Below are 18050 nucleotides of genomic sequence, written 5' to 3' on the forward strand. Positions count from 1 at the left end.
TGGAGTAATCGCGATGCTGCCTTTGGTCGCCCTGGTTGGACGGCCGAATGTCGGCAAGTCGACTATTTTCAATGCGCTTACCCGCACCCGTGACGCGCTGGTCCATGACCAGCCCGGCGTCACCCGCGACCGCAACTACGGTGTCTGCCGGCTGGACGAGGACAATCATTTCCTCGTCGTGGACACCGGCGGTATCGCGGAAGAGGAAGAGGGTCTGGCAGGGGCTACCACCCGCCAGGCCCGCGCCGCTGCGGCGGAAGCCGACCTGATCCTGTTCGTGGTCGACGCCCGTGAGGGTACCTCGGCGATGGACGACGAGATCCTGGCCTGGCTGCGCAAGCTGTCGCGCCCGACGCTGCTGCTGATCAACAAGATCGACGGCACCGACGAGGACACCGTGCGTTCGGAGTTCGCCCGTTACGGCTTCGGCGAGATGCTGACCGTGTCGGCCGCGCATCGCCAGGGCTTGGACGACCTGCTGGACGAAGTGATCCAGCGCCTGCCGGAAGAAGGCAGCGGCGAAGAGCTGGACAACGATCCGAACCGCATCCGCATCGCCTTCGTCGGCCGCCCGAACGTGGGCAAATCGACCCTGGTCAACCGCATCCTCGGCGAGGAGCGCATGATCGCCTCCGACGTGCCGGGCACCACCCGCGACTCGATCGCGGTGGACCTGGAGCGTGACGGCCGCGAATACCGCCTGATCGATACCGCCGGCCTGCGCCGTCGCTCGCGCGTGGACGAGGTCGTCGAGAAGTTCTCGGTGGTCAAGACCATGCAGTCGATCGAGCAGTGCCAGGTGGCCGTGCTGATGCTCGACGCCACCGAAGGCGTGACCGACCAGGACGCCACCGTGCTCGGTGCCGTGCTCGATGCCGGCCGTGCGCTGGTGATCGCCATCAACAAGTGGGATGGCCTGACCGAGTACCAGCGCGAGCAGGCTGAAACCATGCTGTCGCTGAAGCTGGGCTTCGTGCCGTGGGCCGAGTCGGTGCGCATCTCGGCCAAGCATGGTTCCGGCCTGCGTGAGCTGTTCCGCGCGGTGCACCGCGCGCACGAATCGGCGAACAAGACCTTCACCACCAGCGAAGTGAACAAGGCGCTGGAAGTGGCCTACGAGACCAATCCGCCGCCGACCATCCGCGGCCATGTCTCCAAGCTGCGTTACGTGCACCCGGCCGGTTCCAACCCGCCGACCTTCATCGTGCACGGCACCCGCCTGAAGGAGCTGCAGGAGTCATACAAGCGCTACCTGGAGAACTTCTTCCGCAAGCGCTTCAAGCTGATCGGCACGCCGGTGAGCTTCATCTTCCGCGAGGGTACCAACCCGTACGAGGGCAAGAAGAACGTCCTCACCGAGCGGCAGGTCAAGGCCAAGCGGCGCTTGATGAAGCACGTCAAGGGCAAGTGATTCACGAGAAGGCGGCCGCAGGGCCGCCTTTTTCGTTGCGGAGAATGGGGTCAGATCCCATTTCCTCCGGAAAAGGGATCTGACCCCGGGTGCAGGGCGGGCGCTACCGCAGGCCTGCGGTGGACCCGTAGAGCCGAGCATAGGCTCGGCTCTACAGATGCTGGTCAACGCGGCCTGCCGCCACGTGCGCGATAATGCCGCCATGAGCATCCAAGAGCTTTCCCCCGCGCAGGCGCGCGAGCGCCTGGCCCATGGCGCGGTGCTGATCGACGTGCGCGAGGCGCACGAGCGGGCCGGCGGCATGGCCGAGGGCGCGCGCGGCGTGGCCAAGGGCGAGCTGCAGGCCGACCCGGCCGCGCATCTGCCGCGGCATGACCAGGAGATCCTGCTGATCTGCCAGAGCGGCAAGCGCTCGGCCGATGCCGCGCAGTTCCTGCTGGAGGCCGGCTACACCCACGTGGCTTCCGTGACGGGCGGCACCGTGGCCTGGCGCGAGCAGTCGCTGCCGCTGGTGCACCCGCTGGCCAGCGCCGCCGACCGCGACTTCTACGATCGCTATTCGCGCCACCTGCTGCTGCCACAGGTGGGCGAGGCCGGCCAGCGCCGGCTGCAGCAGTCGCGCGTGCTGGTGCTGGGCGCGGGTGGGCTGGGCGCACCGGCTGGGTTCTACCTGGCCGCCGCCGGTGTAGGGCACCTGCGCTTCGCCGACCACGACCGCGTGGAGCGCAGCAACCTGCACCGCCAGATCGTGCATACCGAAGCCAGCGTCGGCCAGTTCAAGGTCGATTCGGCGCGCGAGCGGCTGCTGGCGTTGAACCCGTCGATCGACGTCGAGGCGGTGCCTGAGCGGGTCACGTCCGAGAACGTGGATGCGCTGCTGGCCGGGGTGGATGTGGTGCTGGATGGCTCGGACAACTTCCCGCTGCGCTACCTGCTCAACGACGCCTGCATCAAGCACGCCACGCCGCTGGTGTATGCCGCCATCGAGCGCTTTTACGGCCAGGTAAGCGTGTTTGACGCTGGCCGCCAGCGTGGCGTGGCGCCGTGCTACCGCTGCCTGTTCCCCGAGCCGCCGCCGCCGGAGTTCGCGCCGAACTGTTCCGAGGCGGGTGTGCTGGGCGTGCTGCCCGGCCTGGCCGGCGTGCTGCAGGCGACCGAGGTGCTGAAGCTGCTGCTGGGCATCGGTGAGCCGCTGGTTGGCCGCCTGCTGCGCTTCGACGCGCTGGGCATGCGCTTCCGTGAGACCGGCATTCGGCCGGACCCGCATTGCCCGGTGTGCGCGCCGGGCGTGCGGTTCCCGGGGTATATCGATTACGCCGCGTTCTGCCGGGGTGGGTGAGGCTGGCCGGGGCGTCATCCGCGCATGGCGTGGATCTACTGTAGAGCCGAGCCCGTGCTCGGCTGCTTCTGGCCTCGGCACGAAGAGCAGCCGAGCGTGGGCTCGGCTCTATAGGTTGTGGTTGTGCCAACCAAGCTTGGCACCCACCGACGCGGATGCATGGTTTCGGGATGATGCTGGGGGTCACTCCCGGTATCGTTCCATCTCCAAGACAATCCGGCGCAACATGCGTGCTATTGCCGTCATCGGCATTGCTCTATTGTTGAACGCGATTCTGGATCTTGGGGAAAGCACCGCATGGCGGTAGAAGCAGCGACCAGCGAGCTGGTCAAGGTCGTCGCCCTGTTGGGCGCGGCGGTGGTGATGGTGCCTTTGTTCCGTCGGGCCGGCCTGGGCTCGGTGCTGGGCTACTTCGCCGCCGGCCTGGCGATCGGGCCGTTCGGGCTGGGCTGGTTCTCCGACCCGCAGGCCATCCTGCATACCGCCGAACTCGGCGTGGTGATGTTCCTGTTCGTGATCGGCCTGGAAATGCGGCCCTCGCACCTGTGGAGCCTGCGCAAGGAAATCTTCGGGCTGGGCACGCTGCAGATCGTCACCTGTGCGCTGGTGCTGACCAGCATCGCCAAGCTGTTCGGGTTGCCGTGGCAGGTGGCCTTCATCGGTGCCACCGGCTTTGTGCTCACATCCACCGCAGTGGTGATGCAGCTGCTGGCCGAGCGCGGCGACATCGCACTGCCGTCGGGGCAGAAGATCGTTTCGATCCTGCTGTTCGAAGACCTGCTGATCGTGCCGTTGCTGGCGCTGGTGGCCTGGATGGGCCCCAGCGCGGGCAGCGCCGATGGTGAAGGCTCGCGCTGGCTGTCGGTGGCGATCGGCGTCGGCGCCATCGTCGGCCTGGTGCTGGTTGGCCGCTTCCTGCTCAACCCGCTGTTCCGCGTGCTGGCCGAATCGAAGGCGCGCGAGGTGATGACCGCCGCCGCGCTGCTGGTGGTGCTGGGTGCAGCGCTGCTGATGCAGCTGTCCGGCCTGTCGATGGCGATGGGCGCGTTCCTGGCCGGCGTGCTGCTGAGCGAATCGACCTTCCGCCACCAGATCGAGGCGGACATCGAGCCGTTCCGCGGCATCCTGCTGGGCCTGTTCTTCCTCAGCGTCGGCATGGCGCTGGACCTGGGCGTGGTGGCTGGCAACTGGCAGCTGATCCTCGGCCTGGTGCTGGCGCTGATGGTGGCCAAGGCGCTGTGCATCTACGTGGTCGCGCGCATCATGGGCAGCGACCACGCGCAGGCGCTGGACCGGGGCGTGCTGATGGCGCAGGGCGGCGAGTTCGCCTTCGTGCTGTTCTCCGCTGCCGCATCGGCCGGCGTGATCAACCTGGAGATCAATGCCAACTTCACCGCGGTGGTGGTGTTGTCGATGGCGTTGACCCCGCTGGTGGTGCTGGTCTACAAGCGCATCGCGCCGAAGCCGACGGTGAACATGGACGGCGTGGACGAGGCCGAGGGTCTGTCCGGCAGTGTGCTGCTGATCGGCTTCGGCCGCTTCGGCCAGGTCGCCAGCCAGTCGCTGCTGGCGCGCGACGTGGACGTGACCATCATCGACAACGACGTGGAGATGATCCAGAGCGCCGCGCGTTTCGGTTTCAAGATCTATTACGGCGACGGTACGCGACTGGACGTGCTTCATGCCTCGGGCGCGGCCACCGCGCGTGCGATTGCGGTGTGCGTGGACAAGGCCGAGGCCGCCGACCGCATTGTTGAACTGGTGTCGCACGAGTTCCCGCAGGCCAAGCTGATGGTGCGCTCGTTCGACCGCGAACATTCGCTGCGGCTGATCCATGCCGGCGTCGATTTCCAGATCCGCGAGACGTTTGAATCGGCGGTGTTGTTCGGCCAGGCCGCGCTGGTGGAACTGGGTGCGGATGAAGACGACGCGGTGGAGATTGCCGAGCAGATCCGTCGCCGCGATGCCGAGCGTTTCGAGCTGGAGATTGCCGGTGGTGGCTTGAATGCCGGCGCCAAGATGGTGTTCGGCAATTCAGCCCAGGGCGTGCCGACGCCGACGCCGTTCACCGCGCCGAAGCGGGCAAGCAAGACGTTGAACCCGCAGGACGTGCCGGAAGAGGAAGAATAACGTTTGCGGGTCGGATCCCTTTCCAGCGGAAAGGGCTCTGACCCGCTACGTCGTGCTGGGGTCAGAGCCCTTTGCCTGTGGCAAAGGGATCCGACCCCGTCAGGACCCCATCCTGCGGTGGGCGAGGGGGCCTGAATCAGGGACAATAGCGTCCCCGCCGCCCCACGCCTGCTCCCGATGACCGATTCCGCCCCCCAGCACCCTGCCCGCATCCTTGATGGCCGCCGCATCGCCGAGGACCTGCTCGACAGCCTGAAGGTGCGCGTCGACGCCCGCGTGGCGGCCGGTGGCAGCCGCCCGGGCCTGGCCGTGGTGCTGGTCGGTGGCGACCCGGCCTCGACCGTATACGTGCGCAACAAGCGCCGTGCCGCCGAGAAGGTCGGCATCGAGGCACACGACTACGATCTGCCGGCCGGTACCACCGAAGCCGAGCTGCTCGACCTGATCGACCAGCTCAACGCCGACCCGAAGATCAACGGCATCCTGATCCAGCTGCCGCTGCCGGGCATCCCCGACGCGCGCCGGCTGATCCAGCGCATCGACCCGCGCAAGGACGTGGACGGTTTCCACCCGGAAAACGTCGGCCACCTGGCCCTGCGCGAGTTCGGCCTGCGCCCGTGCACCCCGCGCGGCATCACCACGCTGCTGGGCCACACCGACCAGCCGGTGCGCGGCCGCAACGCCACCATCGTGGGCGTGAGCAACCATGTCGGCCGCCCGATGGGCCTGGAGCTGCTGATTGCCGGCTGCACCGTGACCAGCTGCCACAAGTTCACCCCCAAGGACGTGCTGGAACAGGCCGTGCGCAACGCCGACATCCTGGTGGTGGCGGTGGGCCGCCCGGGCATCGTGCCGGGCGAGTGGGTGAAGCCGGGCGCGGTGGTGATCGACGTCGGCATCAACCGGTTGGACGACGGCCGCCTGGTGGGCGACGTCGGGTTTGAGGCCGCCGCCCAGCGGGCGAGCTGGATCACCCCGGTGCCGGGTGGCGTGGGCCCGATGACCGTGGCCACGTTGATGCAGAACACGCTGGAAGCGGCGGAAGCGCTGAGCTGACCTGCTGTTGGCACCCTCCAAGGGCGGCGCCGGGCCTTGGGCCTGCTGTAGAGCCGAGCCTATGCTCGGCTCATCGCGGTCTGGCGGAAAGCAGCCGAGCGTGGGCTCGGCTCTACAGGTGAGCGGGTGCGACACTGTGTCGCGCGAAGTTCCAGTTCTGGTCAGCAAAACTGCTGTTCTTGGCTCCTAAAAAGGGGTAAAATGTCGCGCTTCCCCACATCTCGGGTATGCCGATGCTGCGCATCCAGGCTGAAGCACTCACTTACGACGACGTCTCGCTCGTCCCCGCCCACTCGACCATCCTGCCCAAGGACGTCAACCTCGAAACGCGGTTGACCCGAGACCTGAAGCTGAAGCTTCCGATCCTGTCCGCCGCGATGGACACCGTCACCGAAGCCCGCCTGGCCATCGCCATGGCCCAGCTCGGCGGCATGGGCATCATCCACAAGAATCTCAGCCTGGAACAGCAGGCCGCGGAAGTGGCCAAGGTCAAGAAGTTCGAGGCCGGTGTCATCCGCGACCCGATCACCGTCGGCCCGGAAACCACCATCCGCGACGTGCTGGCCCTGACCCAGGCGCACAACATCTCCGGCGTGCCGGTGGTGGGCAGCGACGGCCAGCTGGCCGGCATCGTGACCCACCGCGACATGCGCTTCGAGACCGAGCTGGATGATCCGGTCCGCCACATCATGACCAAGAAGGATCGCCTGATCACGGTCAAGGAAGGCGCCGCGTCTGACGAAGTGCTGCAGCTGCTGCACCGCAACCGCATCGAAAAGGTGCTGGTGGTCAATGATTCGTTCGAACTGCGTGGCCTGATCACCGTCAAGGACATCCAGAAGAACACCGACTTCCCGAACGCTGCCAAGGATCTGTCGACCCGCCTGCTGGTCGGCGCTGCCGTCGGCGTGGGTGGCGATACCGATCGCCGCGTGGAAGCGCTGGTCGCCGCCGGCGTGGACGTGATCGTGGTCGATACCGCGCACGGCCACTCGCAGGGCGTGCTGGACCGCGTCAGCTGGGTCAAGAAGAACTTCCCGAACGTGCAGGTCATCGGTGGCAACATCTGCACCGGCGAAGCCGCACTGGCGCTGCTGGACAGCGGCGCGGACGCGGTCAAGGTCGGCATCGGCCCGGGCTCGATCTGCACCACCCGCGTCGTCGCCGGCGTCGGCGTGCCGCAGGTCACCGCGATCGATCTGGTGGCTGAAGCCCTGCAGGACCGCATCCCGCTGATCGCCGACGGTGGCATCCGCTACTCGGGCGACATCGGCAAGGCGCTGGCCGCCGGTGCCTCGACCATCATGGTCGGCGGCCTGCTGGCCGGTACCGAGGAATCGCCGGGCGAGACCGAGCTGTACCAGGGCCGTTCGTACAAGAGCTACCGCGGCATGGGTTCGCTGGCTGCCATGGAGAAGGGGTCGAAGGACCGCTACTTCCAAGACGCCGCCACCGCCGACAAGCTGGTGCCGGAAGGCATCGAAGGCCGCGTGCCGTACCGCGGCCCGGTGGGCGGCATCATCCACCAGCTGATGGGCGGCCTGCGCGCCACCATGGGCTACGTGGGCTGCGCCACCATCGAAGACATGCGCAGCAAGCCCAAGTTCGTGAAGATCAGCGGCGCCGGCCAGCGTGAGAGCCACGTCCACGACGTGACGATCACCAAAGAGCCGCCGAACTACCGCGCCTGATGCGCTTGCGAACTGCTCTTGCGATTACGGGCAGCCTGCTGATGGCAGGCTGTTCGTTGTCCGAACCGCCGCCGCGCTCCGGGTCTCCGGGCGCGGCGGTTTCGCAATTGCAGGACGTGCAGGCCTGCCAGAACGCGTTCTCGCTGCCGAAGGGCTGGCAGGTGCAGCCCGCAGGCGAACAGCGCTGGCTGCTGAAAGGTACCGGCGAGCGCCCGCTGCAGGTCATCCTGCGGTGCGTTACCGATCTGGGTGACAGGCTTGAAGATCCCGTGGTCATCGCCGAGCTGGGGCCGCTGGAGCCGAAACGGATGAGCGCGCAGTCCGCGTTCTGGGGCAACGCCGTGGATTCCGGTTACCCGATGCACGCCATGCAACGGCGCATCGTGCCCGGCACCGAAGTGCAGGAAATCGCCGAACTGCCGCGCGCCGACCGGGCCAACCCCAACGCGCCGCACAGCCTGCTGATGCTGCGCTGGGACGAGGAAGACCCCTCACATATTCAACAACGCGAGGCGTTCATCGCCACGCTGACGCAGAGCCTTGAAGCGCCGGGCGCTGCGAAAAACACCACTGGAACGGCACCATGACCAACATCCATAACGACAAGATCCTCATCCTCGATTTCGGCGCGCAGTACACGCAGCTGATCGCCCGCCGCATCCGCGAGCTGGGCGTCTACTGCGAAATCTGGGCGTGGGACCACAACCCGGCCGAGATCGCCGCGTTCGGCGCCAAGGGCATCATCCTGTCCGGTGGCCCGGAATCGACCACGCTGCCGGGTGCGCCGGCCGCACCGCAGGAAGTGTTCGACAGTGGCCTGCCGATCTTCGGCATCTGCTACGGCATGCAGACCCTGGCCGCGCAGCTGGGCGGCGCGACCGAAGCGGCGGATCAGCGCGAATTCGGCCATGCCGAAGTGAACGTGATCAACCCGGATGCGCTGTTCAAGGGCCTGAGCGACCACGGCGGCGAGCCGAAGCTGAATGTCTGGATGAGCCACGGCGACCACGTCTCCGTTGCACCGCCGGGCTTCACCATCACCGCCACCACTGACCGCATTCCGGTGGCCGCCATGGCCAACGAAGAAAAGCGCTGGTACGGCGTGCAGTTCCACCCGGAAGTGACCCACACCCTGCAGGGCCAGGCGCTGCTGCGCCGCTTCGTGGTGGACGTGTGCGGTTGCCAGACCCTGTGGACCGCCGCCAACATCATCGACGACCAGATCGCCCGTGTGCGCGAACAGGTGGGCGATGACGAAGTGATCCTGGGCCTGTCCGGCGGCGTTGACTCGTCCGTGGTGGCCGCGCTGCTGCACAAGGCCATCGGCGAGAAGCTGACCTGTGTGTTCGTGGATACCGGCCTGCTGCGCTGGCAGGAAGGCGACCAGGTGATGGCGATGTTCGCCGAGCACATGGGCGTGAAGGTGGTGCGCGTGAACGCCGCCGACCGTTACTTCAAGGCGCTGGAAGGCGTGAGCGACCCGGAAGCCAAGCGCAAGATCATCGGCAACCTGTTCGTTGAGATCTTCGACGAAGAGTCGAACAAGCTGAAGAACGCGAAGTGGCTGGCGCAGGGCACCATCTACCCGGACGTGATCGAGTCGGCCGGCAGCAAGACCGGCAAGGCGCATGTGATCAAGAGCCACCACAACGTGGGCGGCCTGCCGGAGCACATGAAGCTGGGCCTGGTGGAGCCGCTGCGCGAGCTGTTCAAGGACGAAGTGCGCCGCCTGGGCGTTGAACTGGGCCTGCCTCGCACCATGGTCTACCGCCATCCGTTCCCGGGCCCGGGCCTGGGCGTGCGTATCCTGGGCGAAGTGAAGCGCGAGTACGCCGAGCTGCTGGCCAAGGCCGATGCCATCTTCATTGATGAGCTGCGCAAGGCGGATCTGTACGACAAGACCAGCCAGGCGTTTGCCGTGTTCCTGCCGGTGAAGTCGGTGGGCGTGGTGGGCGACGCGCGTGCTTATGAGTGGGTGATTGCGCTGCGGGCCGTGGAGACGATCGACTTCATGACGGCCCATTGGGCGCATCTGCCGTATGAGTTCCTGGGGACGGTGAGCAATCGGATCATCAATGAGTTGCGGGGGGTTTCAAGGGTTGTTTACGACATCTCGGGGAAGCCGCCGGCTACTATTGAGTGGGAGTGAGTTGGAAGAACGAGGGCGCCTAGAGGCGCCCTTGTTGTTTGTGGTGTCCGCTAGTGCTTGGTCCAGTTCTACGCCAGCTTGTTAGCCGGGCCCTCCCGCCCTAAGATCGAGGTAAGTCAACGGGAAAGCCCACCATACGGTGCTTTGTGGATGAGTCGTATTGCCGGGCCCGCAGGTCCGTCTATTGGGGGGTTAGGCATCAACGGAGAGATTCGTGTTCATTCCTTCAGGCAGAAATCCACGCGTCGCTCCCTCGATTAACCCATTTGTTGCAAGCTCGATAAATCCGCGGGTCGCGAGCAATCTCAATCCGCGAATTGCCTCAAGCAAGAATCCGTTTATTGCTTCAAGCCTGAACCCGCGCGTCGCCAGCAGCATCAACCCAAAGGTAGCAAGCAGCCTCAACTACCGCGTGGCGAGCGGCATAAATCCGGGTGTAAGCTCCAGCCTAAATCCTCGGGTAGCTTCATCAATCAACCCCAACATCAGCTCAAACATTCCGGGCCTATTTGCGTTCAACCTCGACCTTGACCCGACTGGCTTCACTGTTCAGGCAAATGATCGAGTGAGCCTACTGTTTACCCCTGGGTGTGATTTCACTGGCGTTCTTGTCACGGCTAGAAATGACTTCCGCAATGTGTTCGATCTCTCCAGCGAGTGGATAGGACTACTGGGTCCATGCGCGCGATGACATTTGGTTGCGTTATGACCTCTCCAACGAGTGGGTAGGCTTCACGAGCTGATGCCCAACAATTAATTCAAGCCGAGCCGACCTCACGGGTCGGCTTAAAATTCAGAGTTTAAGAAGGGATTCTTAAAAACATGAGCGATCATTCCCAAATTCTTGTTATCTCTTCCGAGCATACGCTTCTCGGCACGCATCGCGGCACTGTCCGGGTAACTTCGGGCGGCACCCTGTGTCTGGATGGGACATTACAGGGAACGCTCGATATTCAGATCGGAGCCACAGTACGCATCAACGGGCAGCAGCAGGGAACCGTTGCGATTGCTGCGCGTGCTTCGGTCACTGTCTTTGGCGCCATTCAAGGCACCACCAGTCTAGAGCGTGGCGCGTCTTTGACCATCGAGCCTTCCGGCAAGCTCGCGGGAACGCTTGTTAACTATGGGCTGGTCGTAGTCCGTGGTGTTTTCGGTGGCGCACAATCCGGCAATGGCACTATTCACCTAGAGGGCGATGGCTACATTAAGAAGCCCACCTCGATCAAAGATGGCACTCACTACTACGAGTGGTAGGCAGCGGTGCAACCTAACAATTCACTCAAGCCGACGCCGCTTCGCTGGCGTTAGCTCTTCTATCGAGAGTTCATTGTGTCCGAGCAGAAGATTGAAGAACCGCGTACCCCAGTGACTCTGGCTGAGTTTCTAGAGTCTTCGCCACCGGCAACGCTGGCCGTTATTAGTGATCTGATCTCCATGGAGTGGCGTGGTGGTGCGCACTGGTACTTCATTGCCGCGCCGGAGTTGCATCTGCACTGCGGAAATGAACGGTGCAACGGAATGCGCGTGTTCCGGGCGGTTCAACCGCCGCGCTCCAAGGATGTGCCAACGAGCGACTATCAATTTCTCTTCGTTGACTACTGTTGCTCCAATTGTGCTGCGACGACGAAGACATTCTCATTGGCCGTCAAACGAGATGGCGACGGCCTGGCCGGGCATGCATATAAGTTCGGTGAGCTTCCCAATTTCGGGCCTCCCACGCCCGCCCGCCTTCTCAAGCTGATCGGACCTGACCGCGAGCTTTTCTTGCGGGGTCGTCGCTGTGAGAATCAGGGGCTCGGTATTGGAGCGTTTGTCTACTATCGGCGCGTGATTGAAGGACAAAAGAACAGGATCATTGATGAGATATTGAAGGTTTCACAAAAGATTGGTGCGCCTCCTGAGGTGCTGGCGGCTCTCGAAGCCGCGAAAGCCGAAACGCAGTTCAGTAAAGCCATCGACACCATCAAGCCCGCGGTTCCACAAGCACTCCTCGTAAACGGTCATAATCCGCTCACGCTTTTGCATTCCGCGCTTAGTGAAGGCCTGCACCAACAATCGGATGAGGTCTGCTTGGAACTTGCGATAAGCGTCCGCGTTGTCCTTGCGGAGCTTTCAGAGCGCTTGGCGCAGGCACTGAAGGATGAGGCGGAACTCAACAAAGCCATCTCGCGACTGATGCAGGCGAAGGGCTGACAATTCGTTCAATCCGAAGCCGCTTCGCGGCTCGGCTTAACTCGGGCGCCGAACGTCCGCCACTGGCCGAAAGCGGACGCTGGTGAGCCAATCGGTGGCTAAGGCGACTCACGAGCTCTGAACGGTCAGGGCGGTGTGGTCACGGCTCTCTGGCCGCCATACGGTGCGTTCTGGATGGTACAAGCGGAACCAAGGAGCCCGCTATTAAATGGTCAGGACTAATAAAATTATGCGTCGGCTCATTCTTACGCCTGCTCTCCTTCTGTCACTAGTTGGCTGTAATCAAGCTCGCGTCGACGATCTTGAGAGTCAAGTTGCAGATCTTCAGGCAGAGCTTTCTGGCTCCCACGATAGAGTGGCGCAGTTGGAGGATGAGCTACAGGACGCCCGGGACACAATTGAAGCAAGCCAATCAGCATTCGCAGATGTAGCTCTACAGTCTCGCAAGGTCCAATCAGCATCGTCCGAGCTATTGTCGATCACTAGCCGCTTCGGCTTCGATAACTGGCAGGATGTTGTGCCAGAAATCCAGGCCGCAGCCTACAGCGTCGACTCAGCGGCAAGTGACCTAGATTCGAGTGTGAGCAATGCGAAGATCGCGCTGGACTAACCCCCTGACGGCTAATTCGAGCCGAACTGGCTTTTCGGGTCGGTTTAAATAAGGCGTTGGTTGATCCGCTTCTGGCCGAAGGCCGACACTTGAGTGGTGAATCAAACCGTGCTGAGATGAGTTCAGTTGATCCATAGAGCCGGGTAGCACGCCTGACAGTCGAGCCATCCGGAACCCACGTCGCACCGCCCAACGAATTCTGGACTCAGTACTAATGCCTCAATTCCTAGATCCTGATATCGAGAAGCTCCAAATGCTCGAGCCAGAGAAGGCTGGTCTGCAGGTCTTTAGGAACTACAGCAAAGCCTTCGAACAACATCGAGCGCGAAAGTTCGCCGAGGAGGCTGATCAGGTTGATTTCCCTCTCTTGGAATTTAAGGCGCTGTGTAAGTTGATCGTGTCAGAACAAGAGCGGTTTGTTCCGGTGATTGCATGCGCGTATGGGGACGATCTGTTGAAGGCTATGTATCAAAGGGAGATACCACTGTCCGTTCCAGGCGGACGAGGTGAGATGCTCTCCGGTCTTGGCCCTCTCTCGGCGTTAGCTCAACGGATTCAGGTCGCGTACGCGTTCTCCTGGCTTAGTGAGGACGTTCTTGAGGAGCTAAATCACCTTAGGAAGCTTCGCAACGATATCTCACACAGGTGGGATGTCGCGGTCCTGAAAGAAAGGCTGGATGCGCTGATCCGTGAGAGACAGCGGCCGATCGAAGAAACCTTGGCAGATGGCGTTCGGCTTCCGAAGGATTTTCACAAAGCACTAGACCCTGTGCAGAGATTTCGAGTGCGGATTTTGTGGGTAATGGGACGGCTAACGTATGAAACACGCTGGTGGGTTCCTGCGGTGAAAGCGAAGTTGGATCCGGTCACAGCATTGTATGGTTCATCCAAGCCCTCACTTCTCGGGAAAGTCGCTGATGTGTGCGTTGAAGCGACCAAGGAAGTGTGCGCGAGTCAGAAGTAGGAGGGTAGCGGCGGCACTATAGAGGCACTTGTCCTGTGCCGCATCACTCCACCCTGACGGCCGTCCGCTTTTGGCCGCAGGGCGACATGCAACCCCTTTTGGACTGCCGCTTTCCCCGAAAGCGGCCTGCCTTGCCAAATAGTCCATCCGCCAAACGCTGGGATGAAGTTCATTATCGTCAACAAATACATCGCGGAACGACGAAGCGTACATCCTAAGCACCTATTAGGCATGAGCCCAAGGATCATCGTCTTCGGGGTCAGGGGTCAATCCAAGTGCGTCAACCAGTGCATCAAACAGCCCAGGATCTAACGTCTGTGTAAACGACTCCAACAGCCATAGATAAAAGTCGCGTACATCTGAGTCGGTGAGAATCCACTCGATTTGTTTGTTATCGAGTGCTGCGTTCGCGAGCTTGTGCGCGTCATCAATGGTCAAAGAAGCGCGAATCTTCATCAGCTCAGCAATCGCGACATGGGTCTGCTGGAAGTTAGAACTGGTCACTAGGGCGCCAACCGCCGCAATTCGCGCCTGCTCCTCCTCCCCTGCGTCCTCTATCGGAGGAGCGACGGGTGTTGCTACCGCGGGTTCCGCTTCTGCTGTCGGTGGTGCTACTACCGCTGACGATACCGAACCAGTCGGGGTTGAGGTGTCGGGCGATTGAACTGAAGCACCGATTCCTTCCACGGCAGCGGGGACCGCGACTGCGTTCTCATAAAATTTCAGCAAAGTAGCGATAGTTTGAAAGACATACAGATTTTTCTTGCTCTTCCTTTCGGACCACTCGCGCTTGAGGAAATCGTGGGCAGAAATCGCGCCGTTCTTGTCGGGCTTCGCAAGCGCTGACGCAAAATCCGAATCCTTTGAAACCACATAAAGGTCTTCGTCCGGGACCTTCTGAAGCAGGATTTCCCAATTGTATTGGTCCCCGTAGCTATCTCGCTTTCCCGGCGGATTCCCTTTGTCTGCTCGGCTTTTCGCCATCTCGAATATCGCATTGTCATCGGCGTAGAGGGTTGCCGACGAAAACACCCGGTTGAGGCTCTTATCGACCGCCAGATCAAATTGCAATGCCTTGCTGTTTGCCTCAATCATTAGCTGATCGCGAGCCGTCATCAATGCCGTTACCGCTTCCAGATATTTTAATGTTGAATCTAGCCCATCTAGGTGCCTAGGCAAACCTGGCGGTACGACTCTGCGAAAGGACTCGTTGGACTCATGCAAACCGCGCTCTCGATTACGAATCCACTCGTCCCGGACCTGCAAAGGGAGATGAAGCGCGATATCGCCAGCTTCGACGTGTTTACAAAGTTGATCCAAAGCCTTCGTGTCGTCGGCTGTGTGCCGGTAGTAGTTAAGAAACACATTTGTATCAATGAACAGATGCATCTGTGGCATGAATGGCTCCTTCTCCTGTTCTGCCGCGTCTTCACAACAAGACCAGCTGCACAAATGCTCTCATGTGCTTCAAATATCGTCGGGACGAGGCGTTCTTGCTTTGGCGCAGCCAATGGTATCAATTGTCACGAGTGAGACGGCACTCTAGCCAGTCTGTCGACGATCTCTGTACGCGATACGACCGACCGCTGTTGGCCGGAAGCGGACGTTGTTCTATGTGACGCTAGACGAAGTTTGCCGTGAGTATGCTCCGGGAGGCAGATCACTCCGGTCTCACCTCGTGGCACGCCCACTCAACCAGCCCCCGGCAGGCCAGAAACAATCCATCCACCACCCCCTCATCCAAATGCCGCTCCGGCTCCGCTGCCACCCGGCAGCGGTCCGCTGCGTGCAGCACCTCCAGCACCGTCAGCGCGCCCACCATCGCGCGTTCGCTCTTCGCCAGGCTCACGCGGCGGCCGGGTGACACGTCGGTTTCTGGCCAGGGATGCCCATCGGCCCCCTCGCAGCCGCGCATGCGCTTGAGGATGCCCAGAAGGGAGTTCAGATCGGGCAGGGGCGTGTCGTCGTTGATGGGCTCAACAACGGTGTACGAGGAGAAGGTGTCGGATTCGTTCATGGCGTCGGCTTCCGTGGCTGTGCTTAACAGCGCCACCGCGAAGAGGTGGCGGACGGTGCGGGTTCCAAACCGGGACAGACAGTTGACAATAACCGGCGGGTCCGAAGACCCCCACGCACCGCCCGCCATAAAGGCCGACGGATTGCCCGCCGGCACCGGTTAAGGACGGTGCCGACGGGCAAGCGTAAACAACTCTCTGTCTCGGGTTTGGACGCCCGGCCACCCGTTGTCGGTGGCGCGCCATGGTGTTTACGTCGTCGCTTCGAATGCAAATTGAATTTCGCGAAGAAATCGCGGAATCCGAGAGCGAAGAACTATTGTTGCACGCACCATTCGTGCAACACGCGACGCCATCAGACGCATTCGTGCAGATGCTCTGTCGATTGCGAATCAAAGTGCCGCAATCGCCCATGCCACAAGCGAATAGCGCGATAGCCTTCTTTGCAACAGTTCTTAATCCGCCTCGCCAAACAACGGCACGCGATCAGCCGCACATCCCAAAAATCGGTTCAAATCCGACACCGTTAGCAAGCCCCCGGCCTCAAGCGACGCCAGCCTCACCCGCATTCCCTACCAGCAACTCAATCATCGCCCGCGCCGCTGCCGACTGCCGCCGATGCGGCGCATAGATCACCGAGAACGGCCGCGATCTTCCCCGCAGCTGCGGCAGCACCTCCACCAGCTGCCCACGCTGCAACCGCTCGCGCACGATGAACTCGTAGCTCTGGCAGATGCCGATGCCCTGTTCGGCCAGCGACACCACGCCCAGCACATCGTCGGAGGTCTCGATGGACGAACGCGGCAGCCAGTCCACGTCGCGCCCGTCGTCGCGGAAGATCCACGGCGCCAGCCGCCCGGTGCGCGGCATCACGAAGGGCAGGCACAGGTGCTGCTGCAGGTCGTCCAGCGTCTGCGGCGCGCCCCGGCGTTGCAGGTACTCCGGCGAAGCCACCAGCACCAAAGGCGCATCCTCCAGCTTCCGCCCCACCAGCCCGCTGTCCGGCAGCTGGCCCAGGCGGATGGCCAGGTCGAAGCCCTCGGCCACCAGGTCCACGTTGCGGTTGGTGATGTTCAGTTCCACCTGCACCTGTGGGTACTGCTGCGCAAAGCGCGCCAGCACGGGCGGCAGCCGGTAGTGGCCATAGGTGGTGGGCACGCTCAGGCGCACGCGGCCGGCCAGCGCACCGTCCTGGGCCAGTACGTCGCGCTCGGCGTCGTCCAGCAGGCCGAAGGCGGTGCGCACCTGTTCCAGATAGAGCCGCCCGGCGTCGGTCAGGCCCACGCGGCGGGTGGTCCGCTGCAGCAGTTGCCGGCCCAGCCGCGCTTCCAGGCGGGTGACCGCGCGGCTCAGCACCGAGGGCGTGGTGGACAGCGCCACCGCGCCGGCCGTGAACGAGCCGTGCTCGACCACCGCCAGGAACACCTCTACATCGCCCAGGTAGTCGAACTTGCGGCTCATTTGGCTCTCCGGGGAACAGATGTTTTGCGATGGGGCCAATTTATCGCCGCTGGGGCGATGAATAAAGTGGTCGCCATTCCCCGATAGGAGCTCCCCCATGAACCTGATGACCCGGCTGGCCGCAGCGCTGGCCCTGACCCTGGCCGCCAGCGGCGCGCATGCAGCCAACGTGCTGGTAGTGCTGTCCGACGAAAACCACCTGGACCTGAAGGACGGCAAGGTGCTGTCCACCGGCTTCTATCTCAACGAGTTGATGCAGCCGGTCAAGCTGCTGCTGGACGCGGGCCACGAGGTGACCTTCGCCACGCCGCAGGGGCGGGCGCCCACGGTGGATGCGTCTTCGGTGACGGCGGCGTACTTCGGCAACGATGCCGCGCAGCTGAGGCTGCACAAGGAGCTGCTGGAGAAACTGGCGCTGACCTCGCCCACCGCCTCGCCGGTGGTCAGCCTGGCGCGCGTCGAGCAGCAGGGCTACGGGCGTTTCGATGCGGTCTACATTCCCGGTGGCCACGCGCCGATGCAGGACCTGCTGAAGAGCCCGGCGCTGGGCCGGCTGCTGGCCGACTTCCACCAGCGCAACAAGACCACCGCGCTGGTCTGCCACGGGCCGATCGCGCTGCTGTCCACGTTGCCGGATGCGGCGGGTTTCGTGGCAAAGCTGGAAGCCGGTGCGATGCCGGCCACGCCGAAGTGGATCTACAGCGGTTACCAGATCACGGTGATCAGCAACCAGGAAGAAGCGCAGGCCAAGCCGCTGCTGGGCGGTGGTGAGATGAAGTTCTACCCGCAGACCGCGCTGCAGCGGGCGGGAGCGAAGTTCAGCAGCAATGCCACGCCGTGGACCGGGCATGTGGTGGTGGACCGCGAGCTGATTACCGGGCAGAACCCGGCTTCTGCGCTGGAGGTGGGGCAGCGGTTGGTGGAGCGGTTGAAGTAGGGCGGGGCCTGCACAGCAGGCTGCCAGCCTTGGGGGCCGAGGGGGCCAGCGCCTCGGCCTGTCTATGGAAGTGCCAACGTGGGCGGCAGAGAGG

General features: G+C 63.0%; 15 protein-coding genes. 12 read left to right on the forward strand and 3 right to left on the reverse strand.

What is annotated here, in order from left to right; genetic code table 11:
* Positions 1–13: 13 nt before the first annotated feature.
* From der to AC5P56_RS12540, 11 genes are all read left to right on the forward strand, one after another.
* Positions 14–1411, forward strand: a complete 1398-nt coding sequence (gene der, locus AC5P56_RS12490; RefSeq protein WP_014646861.1) for a ribosome biogenesis GTPase Der — start codon at positions 14–16, stop codon at positions 1409–1411.
* A 202-nt stretch (positions 1412–1613) separates the two neighbouring features.
* Complete coding sequence (gene moeB, locus AC5P56_RS12495) at positions 1614–2750, forward strand: molybdopterin-synthase adenylyltransferase MoeB (protein ID WP_495231686.1); 1137 nt, start codon at positions 1614–1616, stop codon at positions 2748–2750.
* A gap of 297 nt (positions 2751–3047) precedes the next feature.
* A complete protein-coding gene (locus AC5P56_RS12500) occupies positions 3048–4880 on the forward strand; it encodes a monovalent cation:proton antiporter-2 (CPA2) family protein (protein WP_069117135.1) in 1833 nt (610 codons plus the stop codon).
* 177 nt (positions 4881–5057) lie between these two features.
* Entirely contained in the window at positions 5058–5936 is an 879-nt protein-coding gene (folD, locus tag AC5P56_RS12505; RefSeq protein ID WP_049402332.1) for a bifunctional methylenetetrahydrofolate dehydrogenase/methenyltetrahydrofolate cyclohydrolase FolD, read from the forward strand.
* A 233-nt stretch (positions 5937–6169) separates the two neighbouring features.
* Positions 6170–7627: an IMP dehydrogenase gene (gene guaB / locus AC5P56_RS12510; protein ID WP_005416248.1), complete on the forward strand. Its 1458-nt coding sequence runs from the start codon at positions 6170–6172 to the stop codon at positions 7625–7627.
* A 107-nt stretch (positions 7628–7734) separates the two neighbouring features.
* Positions 7735–8214, forward strand: coding sequence for a hypothetical protein (locus AC5P56_RS12515; protein WP_099487872.1), 480 nt, complete (start codon positions 7735–7737; stop codon positions 8212–8214).
* On the forward strand, positions 8211–9776 hold the full coding sequence (guaA, locus tag AC5P56_RS12520; RefSeq protein WP_142234605.1) for a glutamine-hydrolyzing GMP synthase: 1566 nt from the start codon (positions 8211–8213) through the stop codon (positions 9774–9776). Before AC5P56_RS12515 ends, guaA begins: the two co-directional genes overlap by 4 nt.
* Before the next feature lie 214 nt (positions 9777–9990).
* Entirely contained in the window at positions 9991–10467 is a 477-nt protein-coding gene (locus tag AC5P56_RS12525) for a hypothetical protein (RefSeq protein ID WP_180886837.1), read from the forward strand.
* Between the two features lie 131 nt (positions 10468–10598).
* Complete coding sequence (locus AC5P56_RS12530) at positions 10599–11030, forward strand: hypothetical protein (protein ID WP_032958139.1); 432 nt, start codon at positions 10599–10601, stop codon at positions 11028–11030.
* A gap of 75 nt (positions 11031–11105) precedes the next feature.
* Entirely contained in the window at positions 11106–11969 is an 864-nt protein-coding gene (locus AC5P56_RS12535) for a hypothetical protein (RefSeq protein WP_050483506.1), read from the forward strand.
* A gap of 824 nt (positions 11970–12793) precedes the next feature.
* Entirely contained in the window at positions 12794–13543 is a 750-nt protein-coding gene (locus AC5P56_RS12540; protein ID WP_262217214.1) for a hypothetical protein, read from the forward strand.
* A 225-nt stretch (positions 13544–13768) separates the two neighbouring features.
* Here the strand turns inward: AC5P56_RS12540 and AC5P56_RS12545 are convergent, their stop codons facing one another.
* The 3 genes from AC5P56_RS12545 to AC5P56_RS12555 all read right to left on the reverse strand — a co-directional run bounded on the left by AC5P56_RS12545 (position 13769) and on the right by AC5P56_RS12555 (position 17019).
* A complete protein-coding gene (locus AC5P56_RS12545) occupies positions 13769–14941 on the reverse strand; it encodes a PIN domain-containing protein (protein WP_180886835.1) in 1173 nt (390 codons plus the stop codon).
* Between the two features lie 262 nt (positions 14942–15203).
* Complete coding sequence (locus tag AC5P56_RS12550; protein WP_495231687.1) at positions 15204–15560, reverse strand: hypothetical protein; 357 nt, start codon at positions 15558–15560, stop codon at positions 15204–15206.
* 541 nt (positions 15561–16101) lie between these two features.
* Complete coding sequence (locus tag AC5P56_RS12555; RefSeq protein ID WP_495231688.1) at positions 16102–17019, reverse strand: LysR family transcriptional regulator; 918 nt, start codon at positions 17017–17019, stop codon at positions 16102–16104.
* Between the two features lie 97 nt (positions 17020–17116).
* On the opposite strand from AC5P56_RS12555, the gene AC5P56_RS12560 reads away from it, so the two are divergent.
* Positions 17117–17956 (forward strand): type 1 glutamine amidotransferase domain-containing protein, encoded by an 840-nt coding sequence (locus AC5P56_RS12560; RefSeq protein WP_495231689.1) that lies wholly within the window; start codon positions 17117–17119, stop codon positions 17954–17956.
* Positions 17957–18050 lie beyond the last annotated feature (94 nt).

Source organism: Stenotrophomonas sp. YJH_SMC_131 (assembly GCF_059367975.1).

What these genes read in the sequence shown, in the direction of transcription:
- der (WP_014646861.1), top strand. Translation starts at nt 14, where the DNA reads ATGCTGCCTTTGGTCGCCCTGGTTGGACGGCCGAATGTCGGCAAGTCG.
- moeB (WP_495231686.1), top strand. Translation starts at nt 1,614, where the DNA reads ATGAGCATCCAAGAGCTTTCCCCCGCGCAGGCGCGCGAGCGCCTGGCC.
- AC5P56_RS12500 (WP_069117135.1), top strand. Translation starts at nt 3,048, where the DNA reads ATGGCGGTAGAAGCAGCGACCAGCGAGCTGGTCAAGGTCGTCGCCCTG.
- folD (WP_049402332.1), top strand. Translation starts at nt 5,058, where the DNA reads ATGACCGATTCCGCCCCCCAGCACCCTGCCCGCATCCTTGATGGCCGC.
- guaB (WP_005416248.1), top strand. Translation starts at nt 6,170, where the DNA reads ATGCTGCGCATCCAGGCTGAAGCACTCACTTACGACGACGTCTCGCTC.
- guaA (WP_142234605.1), top strand. Translation starts at nt 8,211, where the DNA reads ATGACCAACATCCATAACGACAAGATCCTCATCCTCGATTTCGGCGCG.
- AC5P56_RS12530 (WP_032958139.1), top strand. Translation starts at nt 10,599, where the DNA reads ATGAGCGATCATTCCCAAATTCTTGTTATCTCTTCCGAGCATACGCTT.
- AC5P56_RS12540 (WP_262217214.1), top strand. Translation starts at nt 12,794, where the DNA reads ATGCCTCAATTCCTAGATCCTGATATCGAGAAGCTCCAAATGCTCGAG.
- AC5P56_RS12545 (WP_180886835.1), bottom strand. Translation starts at nt 14,941, where the DNA reads ATGCCACAGATGCATCTGTTCATTGATACAAATGTGTTTCTTAACTAC.
- AC5P56_RS12550 (WP_495231687.1), bottom strand. Translation starts at nt 15,560, where the DNA reads ATGAACGAATCCGACACCTTCTCCTCGTACACCGTTGTTGAGCCCATC.
- AC5P56_RS12555 (WP_495231688.1), bottom strand. Translation starts at nt 17,019, where the DNA reads ATGAGCCGCAAGTTCGACTACCTGGGCGATGTAGAGGTGTTCCTGGCG.
- AC5P56_RS12560 (WP_495231689.1), top strand. Translation starts at nt 17,117, where the DNA reads ATGAACCTGATGACCCGGCTGGCCGCAGCGCTGGCCCTGACCCTGGCC.